The organism is Magnetospirillum moscoviense (assembly GCF_001650635.1).
Taxonomy (GTDB): Bacteria; Pseudomonadota; Alphaproteobacteria; order Rhodospirillales; family Magnetospirillaceae; genus Magnetospirillum; species Magnetospirillum moscoviense.
The window spans coordinates 39,466-55,544 of sequence record NZ_LWQU01000032.1; the positions used below are offsets into that span (position 1 = coordinate 39,466).

Genomic DNA, 16,079 nt, shown 5'->3' on the forward strand with positions numbered 1-16,079 from the left:
TTTTTCACGAGCGGCCACTCATGCTGGTGGCCAGTTTGGTGTCCTCGGTTACCGTGTGGGTCTTGAACCAGCAGACCAGAAACTCCGCCACCTTTATGGCCAACGACGAATCCATCGCCAGGGAATCGTTGTATTCCCGCAATTCCGCCATCAACGCCTGATGGATGGCGTGGTGTTCGGCCAGTCCGGCATACCCGATGCGGGCCATCATCCGCTCTTCGCTGAAGAAGTGGAAATCCGCGTATTTGTAGATTTCCTGGGAGATGGTTCTGAGTGCGCGAGAATCGCGACCACCCTCCGCCTCATCGACGAATTCGCGGATCAGGTCCATGAAGACCATGTGCTCATGATCGATCCGCTCGCAGCCGGTGTTATATTCCGGCTTCCACTGCAAATCCATGCGACGGCCCTTTCCGGCAGATACCGTGAGTGGCCCATCCACCCTTGATCAAGGGCGGAATACCCAGATCTCAGGCCAATGGATCAAAAGAATCCTTCGCGGCCTGGGATTGGTGGGCGGCTGTGTCGTTACGACGCCTTTCCCCGCAGGAATTCGGCGAACTTCATATCGAATCCCAAGATGTGATCGACCAGCCACCCTCGCAGGATCCTGACGAGTTCCGCGTCAACTCCGGCAGCCCCCATCCTCATCAGTCCGTCGATCATTCTTTCGAGTTGGAAAACCAGATGTTCGTGCTCGTAGATATGGTCGCTCAGCCCGGTATATCCGGCCTTTTCCATGATCACCTGCTCGGCGGCGAAATGGTGCTTGGTGTACGAGGTCAACTCACCAATAGCGCTCGAAATGGCCTCGGGGCCATGGCTGGTCGAGGCGAAAATCGCGTTCATGAGGGCGATCAGCGCCTTATGATCATTGTCGATGGCATCGACGCCGGTCAACAGATCATCGGTCCAAGAAATATGCTCGCCCATCTTTTCCCCCTCGTCTAACGGACGTCCGCATCTGCGCCGCCACCGCCAGAGTAATCCTGGCACGACCCGACCGGAAGGCGCAATGGCGTCACGACGGCTTGCGCCAGGCCGGATTCGCCGCCTGTCCGGAACCTTCCGTCGATGCCTGGATGCGCACCCCATTGGCATCCCCCGAACCCTCTGGAACGATGGACTGAAGGCGTGTACCCTCGCACCGTCTTTTCCGTCATGCGCTGCCGTGCCGCTTAGAGCCGGGTAATAAACCGGGTAAGATCAGAAGACGGAAGATTAAATATCGTTTTATATCAGTTAGTTAGGTGGCTCCGTGTTTCTCCTGATCGATAATTACGACAGCTTCACCTACAACCTTTGGCACTATCTGGGCGAACTGGGTGTCGAGGTCGAGGTGCGGCGTAACGACGCGCTGACCGTCGAGCAGGCGCTGGCGATGCGGCCGGAAGGCATCGTCATCTCGCCCGGCCCGTGCGATCCCGACCGCGCCGGCATCTGCCTGGACCTGATCAAGGCCGCCGCCGGAAAGGTGCCGATGTTCGGCGTCTGCCTGGGCGAGCAATCCATGGGCCAGGCCTTCGGCGGCCGCGTGGTGCGGGCACCCGAGCCGATGCACGGCAAGGTCGACACCATCCACCATGACGGCACCGGCATCTTCGAAGGATTGCCCTCGCCGTTCCGGGCGACCCGCTACCATTCGCTGGTGGTCGAGCGCGCCTCGCTGCCCCATTGCCTGCACGTCTCGGCCTGGACCGAGGATGGGCTGATCATGGGACTGGCGCACAACGACGTCGCCGCCTGGGGGGTGCAGTTCCACCCCGAAAGCATCGAGACCGAGCATGGCCATTCCATGCTGCGAAACTTCATCGCGCTTTGCCGCAAAGCCCAAGGGAACGCTGCCTGATGTCCACCGCCCCCGCTCCGGTCCCGGCGTCCCTGGCCCTGATGAAGGAAGTGCTGGGCCGTATCGCCGTCGGTCACACCATGTCCGAGGCCCAGGCCGAGGAAGTGTTCGAGGTCATCATGTCCGGCGACGCCACGCCGGCCCAGATCGGCGGATTGCTGATGGGCCTGCGGGTGCGCGGCGAGACCGTCGAGGAAATCACCGGTGCTGCGCGCATCATGCGGGCCAAGGCACTGCGCATCGAGGCCCCGCCCGGCGCGGTCGACACCTGCGGCACCGGCGGCGACGGCTCGGGCACCTTCAACATCTCGACGGCGGCGGCCTTCGTCATCGCCGGCTGCGGCGTGCCGGTGGCCAAGCACGGCAACCGGGCGCTGTCGTCGAAATCGGGCTCGGCCGACGTGCTGGCGGCGCTGGGCATCAAGGTCGATGCCGACATGGCGCTGGTCAAGGAAAGCCTGTGGGACAACAATCTGGGCTTCCTGATGGCGCCCCGCCACCACAACGCCATGCGCCATGTGGCCGGACCGCGGGTCGAGCTGGGCACCCGGACCATCTTCAACCTGTTGGGGCCGCTGGCCAACCCGGCCGGGGCGGCCTTCCAGGTGATGGGCGTGTTCGCCAGCCAATGGGTCGAGCCGATCGCCGAGGTGCTGGGCCGCCTGGGTGTCGAACGCGCCTGGGTGGTGCACGGCCGCGACGGCCTGGACGAACTGACCACCACGGCGCCGTCGCTGGTGGCCGAATGGAAGGACGGCAAGGTCTCGACCTTCGAGATCCGGCCCGAGGATGCCGGCCTGCCCCGCGCCCATGCCGCTGATCTCAAGGGCGGCGACGCCACGGTCAACGCCGCCGCCTTGAAGGCCCTGCTGGACGGCGCCAAGGGGGCCTATCGCGACATCGTGCTGCTGAACGCCGCCGCCACCCTGATCGTCGCCGGCCGCGCCGCCGACCTGAAGGAAGGGGTCGTCGCCGCTGCCCAATCCATCGATTCCGGCAAAGCCCGCGCCGTGCTGGATCGCATGGTCGCCATCACCAACCGCGAGGTTTGATCATGTCCACCGTCCTTGACCGCATCTGCGATGAGAAGCGCAAGCAGGTCACCGAGCAGAAAAGCCGCCGGCCGATCCAGGAATTGTTGAAGCGCGCCCAGGACCAGGCCACGCCGCGGGGGTTCGCCAAGGCGCTGACCGCCAAGGTCGAAGCCGGCGGCATCGGATTGATCGCCGAAATCAAGAAGGCGTCGCCGTCGGCCGGGGTGATCCGCAAGGATTTCAAGCCGGCGCAATTGGCCCGCGCCTATCAGCGCGGCGGCGCCACCTGCCTGTCGGTGCTGACCGACCAGAAATTCTTCCAGGGCTCGGACGCCGATCTGGGCGAGGCGCGCTCGAATTGCGACCTGCCGGTGATCCGCAAGGATTTCATGGTCGATCCCTATCAGGTGATCGAGGCCCGCGCCCTGGGTGCCGACTGCATCTTGCTGATCGTCGGCGCCCTACCCGATGCCGATCTGGCGTCCCTTGAAGACATCGCCCTGGGCTATGGCATGGACGTGCTGATCGAGGTGCATGACGAGGCCGAGTTGGAACGCGCCCTGAAGCTGAAATCGCCGCTGATCGGCATCAACAACCGCGACCTGCGCGTCATGAAGACCGACCTGGCCACCACCGAGCGCCTGGCGCCCCTGGTGCCGGCCGACCGCCAGATCGTCTGCGAAAGCGGCATCGACAGCCCCGTCGACATCAAGCGCATGGTTGCCGCCGGCGCGCACCGCTTCCTGATCGGCGAGGCGCTGATGAAGCGCCCCGACGTCGAGATGGCCACCCGCGTCCTGTTGGCCGGCGCCAAGACGTGAGTTCCGAACTCACCCATTTCGACGGGGCCGGCAACGCGGTGATGGTCGATGTCTCGGCCAAGGACGAGACCGAGCGCGTCGCCATCGCCCAGGGCAAAGTGCTGATGGCGCCGGCCACCATGGCCCTGATCCAGTCCCGAGGCCTGAAGAAGGGCGACGTGCTGGCGGTGGCGCAACTGGCCGGCATCATGGGGGCCAAGCGCGCGCCTGATCTGATTCCGCTGTGTCACCCGCTGGCCCTGACCTCGGTCAAGGTCGAGCTGGCGCTGGACACAGAAAACAACGCCGTGCTGATCGAGGCCTTGTGCAAGCTGAAGGGCCGCACCGGCGTCGAAATGGAAGCGCTGACCGCCGTATCGGTGGCGGCCTTGACCGTCTATGACATGGTCAAGGCGGTCGATAAGGGCCTTCGCATCACCGACATCCGCTTGATCCACAAGTCCGGCGGCAAGTCCGGCACCTGGGAGGCCAGCCCATGATCACCGTCGATGTCGCCCTGGAACGGGTGCTGGCCGGCCTGGCACCGACCGCGACGGAAGTCGTGGCCCTGCCCGCCGCCCTGGGCCGCGTGCTGGCCGAGGATGCGTGCGCCCGCCTGGCCCATCCGCCCTCGGACGTCTCGGCCATGGACGGCTATGCGGTGCGGGCAGAGGACATAGCAGGACCGGGAAGCCGGCTGACGGTGATCGGCGAATCCGGTGCCGGCCATCCCTTTGCCGGCACCATTGGCCCCGGCCAGACTGTGCGCATCTTCACCGGCGCGCCGATGGCCAAGGGCGCCGATTCGGTGGTGATGCAGGAAGACACGGCGCGCGATGGCGATACCGTCACCATCACCGTACCCCAGGCGGCTGGTCGCCATGTTCGCCCGCAAGGCGCCGACTTCTCGGTGGGCGATTGCCTGCTGAAGGCCGGAACCCTGCTGGGGCCGCGCCAGATCGGCCTGGCGGCGGCGATGAACCTGCCGTGGCTGACGGTGCGCCGCCGGCCGCGCATCGCCATCTTGTCCACTGGAGACGAGATCGTCATGCCGGGCGATCCGGTCGGCACCGCCCAGATCGTGTCGTCCAACGGCCCGGCCCTGGCCGCCATAATCGCCCAGGCCGGCGGTGAACCGGTGCAGTTGGGCATCGCCAAGGACAGCCGCGACTCGCTGTCGGCGATGATCAAGGCCGCGGCCGGCTGCGACCTTCTGGTCACCTCGGGCGGCGCCTCGGTCGGCGATTACGATCTGGTTCAGGACGTGCTGGCCGAACAGGGGCTGGAGCTGGATTTCTGGAAGATCGCCATCCGCCCCGGCAAGCCCTTGATGTACGGCAAATTGAAGCATGTGCCGGTGCTGGGCCTGCCGGGAAATCCGGTCTCGGCCATGGTGTGCGCCTATGTCTTCCTGTTGCCGATGCTGCGCGCCTTGCAGGGGCTGACCCCGGTGGTCCCGCCGGTCGCCGCCCGCCTGGGCGGCCCGGTCAAGGCCAATGACGGCCGCCAGGATTATCAGCGCGCCCGCCTGGAACGCCGGCCCGACGGCAGCCTGGTCGCCACCCCCTTTCCCCGCCAGGATTCGGCGGTGGTCTCGGGCCTGGCCGCCGCCGGCTGCCTGCTGATCCGCCCGCCCCACGCCCCCGAAGGCAAGGAAGGCGACCCGGTCCTGGTCATGCCGCTGCCGGACGGGGGCTAAGCCCGAATTCTTTGCTTGACGCTCACCGGGAACAGGCATAGAACAAAGCCAACCGTTTTGGCTTTGTTCCGCACAATGTGCGGTCCGGGTGGGAGTGATCGGCGATGCTGACCCGCAAACAGTACGAATTGCTGATGTTTATTGACGAACGCCTGCGGGCCTCGGGCATCTCGCCGTCCTTCGACGAAATGAAGGAAGCGCTGGACCTCAAGTCGAAATCGGGCATCCACCGTCTGATCACCGGGCTCGAGGAACGCGGCTTCATCCGCCGCCTGGCCCACCGCGCCCGGGCGCTGGAAGTGGTGAAGCTGCCCGAGAACCAGGGCGATCAGCCGCTGCCGGCACCGTCGCCCCGTTTCTCGCCCAACGTCATCAAGGGTGATTTCAGCCAGACGGTGCTGGCCGGCGCCGCCATGGTCGCTTCGGCCGCCGACGCGGTGTCGCTGCCGCTTTATGGCAAGATCGCCGCCGGCACGCCGATCGAGGCCCTGCGCGACCATTCCTCGACCGTCGAGGTGCCGGCCGCCTTGCTGGGCGGCGGCGAACATTACGCCTTGTCGGTCGAGGGCGATTCGATGATCGATGCCGGCATCTTCGACGGCGACACCGTGCTGATCCGCCGCTGCGACAGCGCCGAGGCCGGCACCATCGTCGTCGCCCTGGTCGATGGCGAGGAAGTGACCCTGAAGCGGCTGCGCCGCAAGGGCGCCTCGATCGCGCTGGAACCGGCCAACAAGAAGTACGAAACCCGTATCTTCCCGCCCGACCGAGTGCGGGTCCAGGGCCGCCTGGTCGGCCTGATGCGGTCTTATTGATCATGCCCGGATTGACCGCCATGCCGATGACCGCCACCCTTCGTTTCCGCTTCGACCTGGATGGCCGCCCGGTGGCCGACGGCCCGGGCGAGATGAACGTCACCTATCTGGGCCGCGTCAACCGCAAGGCCGCCGAGGCCGACGCCCGGCGCCGGTTCGAGGAATGGCGCAGCCTGTCCAGTTCGCTGTCGCGCCGCTGGTCCAGCAACCAGGTGGTGGTCAGCTGACAGGCTGAAGACGCTGTTCCCCGATTCTTTGCTCGGCCGGCCCACGACTAAAGACGGGGCCGGCCGTGACCCGCGCGTCCCTTCCCCGCCTCCAGCGCCGGATTTGCCCCGCTTTGCCCTAAACACAAAATCATGGTGTCAAACGTCCCACCCTTGGGCATACTTGCAGGCCTAAGTTTGGGGGCTGGCGAAATGCCGGGTACGGCGCCAAAGAAGCATCACGGCAAGAATCGGGCGCCAATTCCGGCCGCCGCGGCAGATTCGATGCAGCCCCGCTTCATTCACGATGCTAACCAATGCTTGCATGTCATCAGATTGGCGGCCGAGACATTGCGGCTTGACGCGACCGATGGCCGGCTGGACATCCAGCGCGTGGTGCGCCGCGCCGATGCCATCTTGAATCAGGTCGAGGAACTGGCCGCGCTGATCGCCGAATCCCGACCGCTGGCCGAGACACCGGCCAGTATTCATGCCGAGGTCGAGGCTGGCGCCGATTCCGACGGCGAAACCCGCCCGCGAATCCTGCTGGCCGACGACGAGGCCTTGTCCTCGATGATGCTGGCGGAATATCTGGAACGGGCGGGCTACACTGTCGATATCGCCTATGACGGTCTGGCTGCGCTGGGGTTTTGCCGTTCGTCGCTTTATACCGCCGTGGTCACCGACATCCGCATGCCCGGGCTGGACGGCCACCAATTGATTTCACAGTTGGCGGAAATTCAACCGGGCACGCCGGTCATCATCGTGACCGGACACCTGGACCCCGGCGCACCTGGCGATTTGGGCGCCAATGTGACGGGTATTTTGTCGAAGCCATTCAATCCGGCCGAACTGAAACGACGGCTCGACGAACTGGCGGGGCCGAATTCGACGCCTTTTCAGGATCACGCGTGAGGGGGAAACCATGCACATCCTGTTAGCCGACGACCATGCGATGGTTCGTGATGGCCTGGTCCCGTTCCTGGAACGGGTGGGACCCGACGTCACGGTGATCGAGGCCGCTTCGCTGGACGAGGCCCTGACGCGGGGCGTTGGCTGCTCGGATCTGGCGCTGGCGATCCTTGACCTATACATGCCGGGGATGGATCGCCTGGCGGGCCTGGATCGTTTCAAGGCGGCCTTCCCGTCGGTGCCGGTGCTGATCTTGTCGGGATCGACCAAGCCCGACGATGCCTTCGCCGCCATCGAAGCCGGCGCGGCAGGCTATATTCCCAAGACCATGCGCGGCGAAACCATTATCGGCGTGCTGCGGCTGGTTCTTTCGGGCGAAAAATACGTGCCGCCCTTCTTGTTCGAACACCGCGATATGGTGCGCGGTACGGCCGAGCAGGCCGAGCCCAGCTTGCCGCCAGGTTCGCCGATCGCGTTGTTGACGCCGCGCGAGCGCGACATCTTGAACCAGATCGTCGATGGCGCCCCCAACAAGGTCATCGCCCGGGCGCTTGACCTGCAGGAAGTGACGGTCAAAGCCCACTTGCGCAACATGTTCCGCAAATTGGGAGTGGCCAACCGGACCGAAGCCGCCCGCATCGCGCTGATGGCCGGAATTTCCGGAAACAAGGCCTCCTCGGGCCGCCCGGTCTGATTGCAGGCCTTTGAAATGCCCGCTCAGGCGGCGCGAGCCCCCTCGACGCACCCAGAGACGGCGGACAAATAGGCGCGAAGCGCGATGCGCCCCCGCTCGCCATCACCATCCTCGACCGCCTTGGCCAAGCTGGCGCGCACCGCGCCGGCCTGTTCGACGCGCGCGATCGCGTCGAAGATTTGCCATAGCGTCAGGCCGATGCGGCTAAGAATCGGGTTGTGGCTGCCACGCATCAGCCGCGCGCCCCAATCGCCGCCGGCAAGGATCGCATTGGCGGTCTGGCGTCGTTCATCCGGCGTGGCCTGGGCCAAATGAACGCTCAGGCGGGCGCCGATCAGTTCCTCGACCGCCTGCAACAGGGCCAGGCCGGCCCCATCGACCACGAACACCCCGCAATGGGATCGGCTATGCGCCAACCCCATCGAGGTCAGCTGGCACAAGGCCTCGCGCAGGGGCGTGCGCGAGACGCGAAGCCGCGCCGATTGAACCTTTTCGTCAAGGCGAGCGCCGGGAAGCAGGCTACCAGTGACGATCTCGATGGCGAGTTGCAGGGCAACCTGCTCCGCCAGGGTCATCTTAGGTTTTGCCTGTCCGCTGCCAATACCAGACATCAAGAAATCGCCATACACAATTATACCGTACGGGTGCATTTTTAGCAGGTTTGCACCTCTTTGAGTAGCATTTTTCACAAGCCGCCAAACGCGGCCGCGCTTCGGCTGTCGTTTATTGCTTTATAAATCAACGTGATCGGGTTATATCTTCTAATGGTGGGTCATCCTGGCCATACTTGGAATGCCTGGCTTCGATAGTTTTCCCGGCATTTCAATCGGTGTATAAGGATGCCGCGCGGGTGAAAGCGGCGAAATGATGTTCGCGCCTTTGGCTCCGAGTTGGTTTCAGGGGGAAGTCTTCTTGTCCGTCCAGTCTATCCGCTCTCTGCTTCTGGCATCCGGCGCCATGGTCGCCGTGCTGCTCGCCTTCGCGCCTGCTTCCGACGCGCAGACTCTGCTCGATGAACTGCGTACCGCCAACGAAAACCACCCGAAGCTGCAATCCAAGCGCAACGCCGTCGGCTCCAGCACCGAGGGAATCGGCGTCGCCCGCTCCGGCTATCTGCCGACCGTCAAGGTCACCGGCGATTCCGGCCCCGAATATGTCGATAGCCCGACCCGGCGCACCACCGAAGGCCACCGTTACTACAAGGGCCGTGAAACCGCCGGCATCACCGTCACCCAGAAGATCTTCGACGGCTTCTCGACCGACGCCCAGGTCGATCAGGCCAAGGCCGCCAAGGCCATGGCCGAGGCCGATCTGCGCGTCGCCCGCAAGATGGTCTTTTCCGAGGGCATGAGCGCCTATGTCGAGGTCTTGCGCTACCACAAGATGATTCAGCTGGCGCGCGAAAGCGAACGCAAGATCGCCGAGCAGCAGAACCTGGAAGACGAGCGTGTGCAAAAGGGCTCGGGCATTGCCGCCGACGTCCTGGCCGCCAAGCAGCGCCTGCAGGTGGCCAAGGTCCGCCGCCTGGCCTATGAGCGCGATTTCCAGGTCTACGCCTCGATCTTCGCCCAGAATTTCGGCCACGCTCCGGAAGTGTCCAAGATGAGCGACCCGCCGATTCCGGCGACGGTCCTGCCGATCGAACTGGAATCGGCCTTGCGTGCCGCCGAGGACGAAAGCCCGATGGTCGAGACCGCGTCGTTCAAGATCGAGTCCTTGAGCGAGCAGAAGCGGGTGATGGAAGCCGGCTACTTCCCGACGCTGGACCTGATCGGCAAGGCCAATTACGAAAACGACAAGAACGCCACGCTGGGCGTGCGCCGCGACTGGTCGCTGCTGCTGACCGCCACTTGGGAGCTGTTCTCGGGCTTCAAGACCGATTCCCAGGTCGCCCAGGCCACCTTCAATGCCACCGCCGCCAAGGATGATCACCTGGATGCCATGCGCACTGTCGCCAACGAAGTGCGCAGCGCCTGGCACAAGCTGAACAACGCCAAGGAAAGCCTGGACCTGCAAGACAACGCCGCCATCCTGGCGGAAGAGGTTTGGGAAGCGAAGAAGAAGCAGCGCGACGCCGGCAAGGCCACCGTCCAGGAAGTGCTGGACGAGGAAAACGCCATCATCCTGGCCCAGATCGAGCGCACCCAGGCCTATTACAACATCATCAAGCATTCCTATGAATTACTGGCCGGCATCGGCCGCCTGGAATTGCCGGTGATCGAGCAGGCCGCCACGCTGCCGCCGCAATATCCCGGCCGCATGGCCGTCCCGACCGCGCGCGACCTGAACCGTCAGCAATCAGGCGCCAGTTCGCTGGCTGCCGTGCCGGTTTCGGCCCACAAGGACGAGGCCGAGGGCGTCCGCTCGCGCATGTCCGATCTGCTGCGTCAATCCGACCAGTCCGCCGCCCGTAAGGGCCAAAGGTAGGCTGGAGCGCACATTTCGTTTGCGTGACGCGCAACCTCGGGCAAGAGTCTGGGCATGAGCGACGCACCCTCGAAAAATGCCTGGCTGATCGACATCATCGAGCCCTTGCGCCCGGTGGTCCGCGAGATGCTGACCACCTCGGCCTTCATCAATATCCTGGCCCTGGCGGTGCCGATCTTCGTGATGCAGGTCTATGACCGCGTCATCGGCCACTCGGCGCTCGAGACCTTGAAGGGCATGGTCATCGGCGTCTTCCTGGTGCTGGCCTTCGACTATATCCTGCGCCAGTCGCGCGGTCGGGTGATGCAGACCGTTGCCTTGAGGATCGACGTCGAGATCGGCACGCGCCTGTTCGACAAGCTGATCCGCCTGCCGCTCAGGACGCTGGAATCCCGGCCGGGTTCCTATTGGCAGCAATTGTTCCGCGACGTCGATACCATCCGCAACACGCTGTCGGGCGGAACCGCGGTCCTGATGGCCGACCTGCCCTATGTGCTGATCTTCCTGGTCGTCATCTTCATGATCGGCAAGCCGCTGGCCATGGTGTTCCTGGCGATGTTCGTAGCCTTCGTGGTGCTGGCCTGGCGCTCGGGCAAAAGCCTGGCGGAATCGTCCCAGCGCGAAAAGAACGTCACCCAGTCGCGCGACGCCCTGGTGGCCGAGATCATCGCCGGGCGCAGCACCGTCAAGGCGGTGTCGCTGGACCGGGCGCTGCGGCCATTGTGGGAGGAACGCCAGGCCGGGGCCATCGAGCATTCGATCGAGCGCGGCGCCATCGGCGACGGCTATGTCAATCTGGGCACCGGCCTGACCACGCTGGCCAGCGCGGCGCTGACCTCGGTCGGCGCGGTGTTCATCATCAACCAGGAACTCAGCATGGGCGCCCTGGTGGCCTGCAACATGCTGTCGTCGCGCCTGTACGGCCCGATCAACCAACTGGTCGGGGCCTGGCGCACCTTCGGCTCGTTCCGCCAGTCGGTCGATCGCCTGAGCGCGGTATTCTCGGAGGCCGAGGAACGTACCACCAGCGCCATCCGCCGCGAGCGTCCCAAGGGTCTTCTGACCGTCGAGCAGGTGACCTTCGCCTATGACGAAAAGGCCAAGGAGCCGACGCTGGAGATCGAGCGCCTGCAGATCCTGCCGGGCGGCATCACCGCGATCCTGGGCCGCAATGGCTGCGGCAAGACCACCCTTTTGAAGCTGCTGCTGGGCCTTTACAGCCCGTCCAGAGGCCGCATCCTGCTCGACGAATCCGACATCGCCCAGTTCACCCGCGCCGAACTGGCCGGCTGGATGGGCTATGTCCCGCAAGAAACCCTGCTGTTCGCCACCACGGTGCGCGACAACATCGCCTATGGCGCACCCGGCGCCGACGACGACGCCATCCTGGACGCCGCCAAGGCCGCCGGCGTGCACCAGGCCATCGCCGACCTTCCGGAAGGATACGCCACCCAGATCGGCGAGGCCGGCTCGCGCCTGTCGGCCGGCCAGCGCCAGCGTATCGCCATTGCCCGCGCCCTGGTCGGCAACCCGCCGGTGCTGGTGCTGGACGAGCCGTCGGCCAGCCTGGACCGCCAGGCCGAGGAAGCCCTGCGGGCGACATTGATGGAACTGGCCAAGGAACGCACCATCATCATCGTCACCCACTCGCCGGTGCTGCTGCCGGCCTGCCGCGACGTGGTGGTGATCGATCGCGGCCATCTGGCCGCCGCCGGTCCGGCCGCCAAGGTCCTGCCCGAGATCTTGGGGGCACGCCCGCGCACCCAGGCGCCCGGGACTCCTGGGGCTGCGGCCCCGTCGGCGCCGATGCCGGCCATGCCGCCGCAATTGCAGGGCTCGGTGACGCCATGACCGAGCCGCCGCCCCTGCCGCCCGCCCCCCTTCCGCCCGCAGCTCCCCAGCCGCCGCCCGAAATGGCCGGCTTGGCCCTGGGCCAGCTTGGGCTGCCCGACGCCGTCCCCGCGCCCGCTCCGACCGGGCCGGCCGCTTGGGTTCATCTGGTGATCGGGCGATTGCGGCGATTGCTGGTGGCCGACGACCCCGCCGCGCCGCCGCCGCCGCTGGCCCTGGCCTTGACGCGGATCGGCGCCTTCCTGCGCTGGATCGGGCCGCAATCGGCCATTCCGCGCAAGCACGAACCGGCCAACCCGCAAGGCGGCCGCCTGTGGACCCTGGGTCAATCCTATCCGCTGCCGACCTGGACCACCTTGTCGCGCTTCGTCATGGGCGCGACGGCCTTGTCGGTGGTGTGGGCCCTGTTCGCCCGCCTGGACGAGGTGTCGGTCGCCCAGGGCGACGTCGTCCCCGAAGGCAAGGTCAAGGTGATCCAGCACCTGGAAGGCGGCGTCGTGCGCGAGATCCTGGTGTCCGACGGCGCCGAGGTCAAGGAAGGCACGCCCTTGATGCAACTGGAATTGTCGGCGTCGTCGATGAACCGCGAGGAATTGCAGGTGCGCCTGGACGGCCTGGTGCTGCAGCGCGCGCGCTTGCAGGCCGAACTGGCCGGCAAGGACATCATCGACTTCCCCGCGGCCGAAGCCGCCCGTCAGCCGATCTTGGTGGAATCGGAAAAGCGTATCTTCGACAGCCGGCGCCAAGCCCTGAAGGCCACCTTGTCGGTGATGCAAGACCAGGTGCGCGGCAAGCACGGTGAGGTCCAGGAACTTGATGCCCGCCAGCGCGCCGTGCTGTCCAACCTGCGGCTGGTGCGCGAACGCCTGGCGATGTCGACTGAATTGATCAAGTCGGGACTGACCTCACGCATGGACCACGTCGCCCTGCAGGGCCAGGTCGAGGAACAAGAAGGCGTGCTTGAGACCTTGCGCGCCTCGATCCCCCGCGCCCAGGCCGCGCTGGCCGAGGCCAAGGGTCGCATCGAGGAGGAACAGGCCAAGTTCATCCGCCAGGCCCAGGGCGAACTGGGCGAGGCCGAGCTGAACCTGGCCCGCACCCGCGAATTGCTGAGCCAGGCGTCGGATCAGCAGCGTCGCACCCTGCTGACCAGCCCGATCGACGGCATCGTCAAGAATTTGCGGGCCAACACCATCGGCGGCGTGGTCCGGGCCGGTGACCCGATCATGGAAATCGTGCCGCTGCACGAACGCCTGCAGATCGATGTTCGGCTGAATCCGATGGATCGCGGCTATGTCCAGGTCGGCCAGCCGGCGACGGTCAAGCTGACCGCCTACGACTACACCACCTATGGCGGGCTGGAGGGCAAGGTCATCATGGTCGCCCCCGACACCACCGTCGGCCAGGATAACCAGGCCTTCTACCGGGTGGTGGTCCAGACCGAAAAGGCCTATCTCGGCGACGAGGGATCGAAACGTGCGATCACCGCCGGCATGCAAGCCACCGTCGATATCCACACCGGCACCCGCACAGTGATGGAATATTTGATCAAGCCGGTCCTGAAGCTGCGCCACGAAGCCTTCCGCGAGCGTTAGAGCACTTTCTGATCTGACCCGGACAGATCGGAAAGTGCGACAAGCCCGCGCGGCGATTGAGCGGACCCGGCATGGGTCGTACAGGCAGACCCTAGGCCGCATCCAGCCGTCTGACCGACACCGGCGCGATCACCCATGGCACGTATTTGGGGTCTTCGTGGCGGATGTGGGTCATCCACCAATGGGCCAGGATCAGCAGGGTTTCCGCCTCGATCACCGGGACGCGCTTGTGCTCCCAGCGATCCCTGAGCTCGGTGATCTGCCGGCGGAATTCACCGTGCAGGGCGACGTGAGCCTCGAGGTCCGGGTAATGGCCGGCCCGCATCAAGGCCTCCTCGCGGGCGAAATGCCGCCGCACATAGCGGTCCAAGCCGGACAGCGCCCAGCTGACCAAGGCAGCGTCGCCGTGGGAATCGTTCAGATTGTTGATGATGTCCACCACGACGCGGTGGTCGTCGTCGATATCGGCATGGCCGATGTCGAACCCTTGGCTCCAGACGATCAACATGTCCCCTCCAGAACGCGAAGTTTGTGCCTATCGCACATGCGTCAAAGGGATATGGCGACTGAGCCTGTGCGTACTTACCCCATCCTTGGTATGGTGCGGTGTGCTGGAAAGGTCAGAGTGACGGTGGTCCCCTGGTCGATGATCGACGAAACCGACAGCGTGCCGCCATGCAGCTCCATGAATCCTTTCGACAAAGGCAGGCCCAGGCCGGTGCCCTCCTGCTTGGGGGCCATCTTGTTCTCGACCTGGCCAAACGGCTGCAGCACGGTCAAGATGTCGTTGGCATCGATACCGACGCCGTCATCCTTGACCAGCACCGTCACCTGATGGTCGATCAGCATAGCTTCGACGGAAAGATGACCACCGACGGGCGTGAACTTGGCGGCGTTGGACACCAGGTTCAGCAGGATCTGCTTCAGCAGCCGCTCGTCGGCCAACACCATGGGGAAGCCGTCGGGAACCGAGGTTGTCACCGATTGACGCTTGGTCGAGGCGACGTGGCCGATCAGCCGGACGGCCGAGCCGATCACCTCGCCGATATCCACTTCGACCTCACGCAAGGTCACCTTGCCGACCTCGACCCGCGAGACGTCCAGGATGTCGTTGATCACCCGCAGCAGATGATGCGCCGATTCGGTGACGTTGGACATGAAGCCGCCATACTTTTCCAACTCGGACGGGTTCATCATGGTCTCGGCCAACTCGGCGAAGCCGATGATGGCGTTCAAGGGCGTGCGCAATTCGTGGCTCATGTTGGCCAGAAAGATGGTCTTGGCCCGGCTGGCGGCTTCGGCGACGTCGCGGGCGGCGCGGGCTTCGCGCTCGGCCTCGGTGCGGCGCTTGACCTCGTCTTGCAGGTCGATGGTGCGCTCATCCACCGCCTTTTGCAGCTGGTCGTGGGCGTGGCGCAGATAATCCTCGGCCTGCTTGCGCTTGGTGACGTCGCGGGCGAAGCCGACCAGACCGACGATGGTGCCTTTTTCGTGCAGCGGCACCTTGGTATGAGAATACCACGCCTGATTGCCGGAACCATCGGTGACGCCGACGATGTCGTCGATGCTGGCGCCGCCCTCGGTCAACAGCTGGCGTTCGGCCGCTTCCAGGGCGGCGACCGCCGGCCCCGGGACCAGCTCCGACAGGGTCCGGCCGACCGCCTGGGCTTCGCCGTCCACCCCGATCAGCGCCGCCTGGATCGGGTTGAGCTGGGTAAAGCGCAGATCGGAATCCTTGAAGAAGATGGCGTCGGGGATGCTGTTCATCAGCGAGCGCAGCAGATTGCGTTCGTGTTCCAGCTTGCGGCCCAGGCGCCAGCGGTCGGCGGCGGTACGCACCACCACCTTCAGCTCCAGCGGGTTCCACGGCTTGGACAGATAGGCGTGAATCTGGCCCAGATTGACCGCCTTGACCAAGGCGTCCAGGTCGGAATAGCCGGTCACCAGGACGCGGGTGGCGTCCGAGGCCTCGCGCACATGGCTTAAGAGTTCGGCACCGGTCATGCCGGGCATGCGCTGGTCCGACAGCACCACCGCCATCTCTTGGCTGGCCAAGATTTCCAGCGCCCGCGCGCCGGTTTCGGCGGTGAAAACGGTGAACTCGTCCTCGAGAAGATCGGTGATCGCCGTCAGGATCTGCGGTTCGTCATCGACGACGAGAACGCATTCCTTGTGTCCGTGCTCGACCATCGATCCC

General features: G+C 65.1%; 17 protein-coding genes. 12 read left to right on the forward strand and 5 right to left on the reverse strand.

Translation table 11 applies throughout. The features are described from left to right. Positions 1–4 precede the first annotated feature (4 nt). Positions 5–400 carry a bacteriohemerythrin gene (locus tag A6A05_RS01960; RefSeq protein WP_068496943.1) on the reverse strand — a complete coding sequence of 132 codons (396 nt, stop codon included), beginning with the start codon at positions 398–400 and terminating at the stop codon, positions 5–7. 128 nt (positions 401–528) lie between these two features. Next, positions 529–933 (reverse strand): bacteriohemerythrin, encoded by a 405-nt coding sequence (locus A6A05_RS01965; RefSeq protein WP_068496945.1) that lies wholly within the window; start codon positions 931–933, stop codon positions 529–531. A gap of 325 nt (positions 934–1,258) precedes the next feature. On the opposite strand from A6A05_RS01965, the gene A6A05_RS01970 reads away from it, so the two are divergent. From A6A05_RS01970 to A6A05_RS02010, 9 genes are all read left to right on the forward strand, one after another. Continuing rightward, positions 1,259–1,849, forward strand: a complete 591-nt coding sequence (locus A6A05_RS01970; protein WP_068496947.1) for an anthranilate synthase component II — start codon at positions 1,259–1,261, stop codon at positions 1,847–1,849. Between the two features lie 41 nt (positions 1,850–1,890). Beyond that, entirely contained in the window at positions 1,891–2,901 is a 1,011-nt protein-coding gene (trpD, locus tag A6A05_RS01975) for an anthranilate phosphoribosyltransferase (protein WP_425411933.1), read from the forward strand. Between the two features lie 2 nt (positions 2,902–2,903). Next, on the forward strand, positions 2,904–3,704 hold the full coding sequence (gene trpC / locus A6A05_RS01980) for an indole-3-glycerol phosphate synthase TrpC (RefSeq protein WP_068496951.1): 801 nt from the start codon (positions 2,904–2,906) through the stop codon (positions 3,702–3,704). Beyond that, a complete protein-coding gene (moaC, locus tag A6A05_RS01985; protein ID WP_068496952.1) occupies positions 3,701–4,183 on the forward strand; it encodes a cyclic pyranopterin monophosphate synthase MoaC in 483 nt (160 codons plus the stop codon). Before trpC ends, moaC begins: the two co-directional genes overlap by 4 nt. Beyond that, entirely contained in the window at positions 4,180–5,382 is a 1,203-nt protein-coding gene (locus tag A6A05_RS01990; RefSeq protein WP_068496954.1) for a molybdopterin molybdotransferase MoeA, read from the forward strand. Before moaC ends, A6A05_RS01990 begins: the two co-directional genes overlap by 4 nt. 104 nt (positions 5,383–5,486) lie before the next feature. Then, the gene (gene lexA, locus A6A05_RS01995; RefSeq protein WP_068496956.1) at positions 5,487–6,197 is read left to right on the forward strand and encodes a transcriptional repressor LexA; all 711 of its coding nucleotides are present in this window, start codon (positions 5,487–5,489) and stop codon (positions 6,195–6,197) included. 2 nt (positions 6,198–6,199) lie between these two features. Then, positions 6,200–6,424 carry a hypothetical protein gene (locus A6A05_RS02000; protein WP_245644136.1) on the forward strand — a complete coding sequence of 75 codons (225 nt, stop codon included), beginning with the start codon at positions 6,200–6,202 and terminating at the stop codon, positions 6,422–6,424. A 300-nt stretch (positions 6,425–6,724) separates the two neighbouring features. After that, positions 6,725–7,318, forward strand: a complete 594-nt coding sequence (locus A6A05_RS02005; protein ID WP_172822159.1) for a response regulator — start codon at positions 6,725–6,727, stop codon at positions 7,316–7,318. A 10-nt stretch (positions 7,319–7,328) separates the two neighbouring features. Continuing rightward, positions 7,329–8,009 (forward strand): LuxR C-terminal-related transcriptional regulator, encoded by a 681-nt coding sequence (locus tag A6A05_RS02010; RefSeq protein WP_068496960.1) that lies wholly within the window; start codon positions 7,329–7,331, stop codon positions 8,007–8,009. A 23-nt stretch (positions 8,010–8,032) separates the two neighbouring features. Here A6A05_RS02010 and A6A05_RS02015 read toward each other — a convergent pair whose 3' ends face one another. Beyond that, entirely contained in the window at positions 8,033–8,584 is a 552-nt protein-coding gene (locus A6A05_RS02015) for a GntR family transcriptional regulator (protein ID WP_068496962.1), read from the reverse strand. A gap of 337 nt (positions 8,585–8,921) precedes the next feature. Between A6A05_RS02015 and A6A05_RS02020 the strand changes: the two genes are divergently transcribed. The 3 genes from A6A05_RS02020 to A6A05_RS02030 are packed head-to-tail and all read left to right on the forward strand — an operon-like array spanning position 8,922 to position 13,882. After that, positions 8,922–10,436, forward strand: coding sequence for a TolC family protein (locus A6A05_RS02020; protein WP_172822160.1), 1,515 nt, complete (start codon positions 8,922–8,924; stop codon positions 10,434–10,436). 54 nt (positions 10,437–10,490) lie between these two features. After that, positions 10,491–12,287, forward strand: coding sequence for a peptidase domain-containing ABC transporter (locus tag A6A05_RS02025; RefSeq protein ID WP_068496965.1), 1,797 nt, complete (start codon positions 10,491–10,493; stop codon positions 12,285–12,287). Continuing rightward, the gene (locus tag A6A05_RS02030) at positions 12,284–13,882 is read left to right on the forward strand and encodes an HlyD family type I secretion periplasmic adaptor subunit (protein WP_068496967.1); all 1,599 of its coding nucleotides are present in this window, start codon (positions 12,284–12,286) and stop codon (positions 13,880–13,882) included. The genes A6A05_RS02025 and A6A05_RS02030 overlap by 4 nt, the downstream gene beginning before the upstream one ends. Before the next feature lie 91 nt (positions 13,883–13,973). Here the strand turns inward: A6A05_RS02030 and A6A05_RS02035 are convergent, their stop codons facing one another. Then, positions 13,974–14,390, reverse strand: a complete 417-nt coding sequence (locus tag A6A05_RS02035; RefSeq protein WP_068496970.1) for a bacteriohemerythrin — start codon at positions 14,388–14,390, stop codon at positions 13,974–13,976. 74 nt (positions 14,391–14,464) lie between these two features. Next, positions 14,465–16,072 (reverse strand): hybrid sensor histidine kinase/response regulator, encoded by a 1,608-nt coding sequence (locus A6A05_RS02040; RefSeq protein ID WP_068496972.1) that lies wholly within the window; start codon positions 16,070–16,072, stop codon positions 14,465–14,467. Between the last annotated feature and the right edge of the window lie 7 nt (positions 16,073–16,079).

Coding starts and splice junctions, on each gene's coding strand:
- trpC (WP_068496951.1), top strand. CDS start 2,904: ATGTCCACCGTCCTTGACCGCATCTGCGATGAGAAGCGCAAGCAGGTC.
- A6A05_RS02010 (WP_068496960.1), top strand. CDS start 7,329: ATGCACATCCTGTTAGCCGACGACCATGCGATGGTTCGTGATGGCCTG.
- A6A05_RS02030 (WP_068496967.1), top strand. CDS start 12,284: ATGACCGAGCCGCCGCCCCTGCCGCCCGCCCCCCTTCCGCCCGCAGCT.
- A6A05_RS02035 (WP_068496970.1), bottom strand. CDS start 14,390: ATGTTGATCGTCTGGAGCCAAGGGTTCGACATCGGCCATGCCGATATC.
- A6A05_RS02025 (WP_068496965.1), top strand. CDS start 10,491: ATGAGCGACGCACCCTCGAAAAATGCCTGGCTGATCGACATCATCGAG.
- A6A05_RS02000 (WP_245644136.1), top strand. CDS start 6,200: ATGCCCGGATTGACCGCCATGCCGATGACCGCCACCCTTCGTTTCCGC.
- A6A05_RS01990 (WP_068496954.1), top strand. CDS start 4,180: ATGATCACCGTCGATGTCGCCCTGGAACGGGTGCTGGCCGGCCTGGCA.
- A6A05_RS01960 (WP_068496943.1), bottom strand. CDS start 400: ATGGATTTGCAGTGGAAGCCGGAATATAACACCGGCTGCGAGCGGATC.
- A6A05_RS02015 (WP_068496962.1), bottom strand. CDS start 8,584: ATGACCCTGGCGGAGCAGGTTGCCCTGCAACTCGCCATCGAGATCGTC.
- trpD (WP_425411933.1), top strand. CDS start 1,891: ATGAAGGAAGTGCTGGGCCGTATCGCCGTCGGTCACACCATGTCCGAG.
- A6A05_RS02040 (WP_068496972.1), bottom strand. CDS start 16,072: ATGGTCGAGCACGGACACAAGGAATGCGTTCTCGTCGTCGATGACGAA.
- A6A05_RS01965 (WP_068496945.1), bottom strand. CDS start 933: ATGGGCGAGCATATTTCTTGGACCGATGATCTGTTGACCGGCGTCGAT.
- lexA (WP_068496956.1), top strand. CDS start 5,487: ATGCTGACCCGCAAACAGTACGAATTGCTGATGTTTATTGACGAACGC.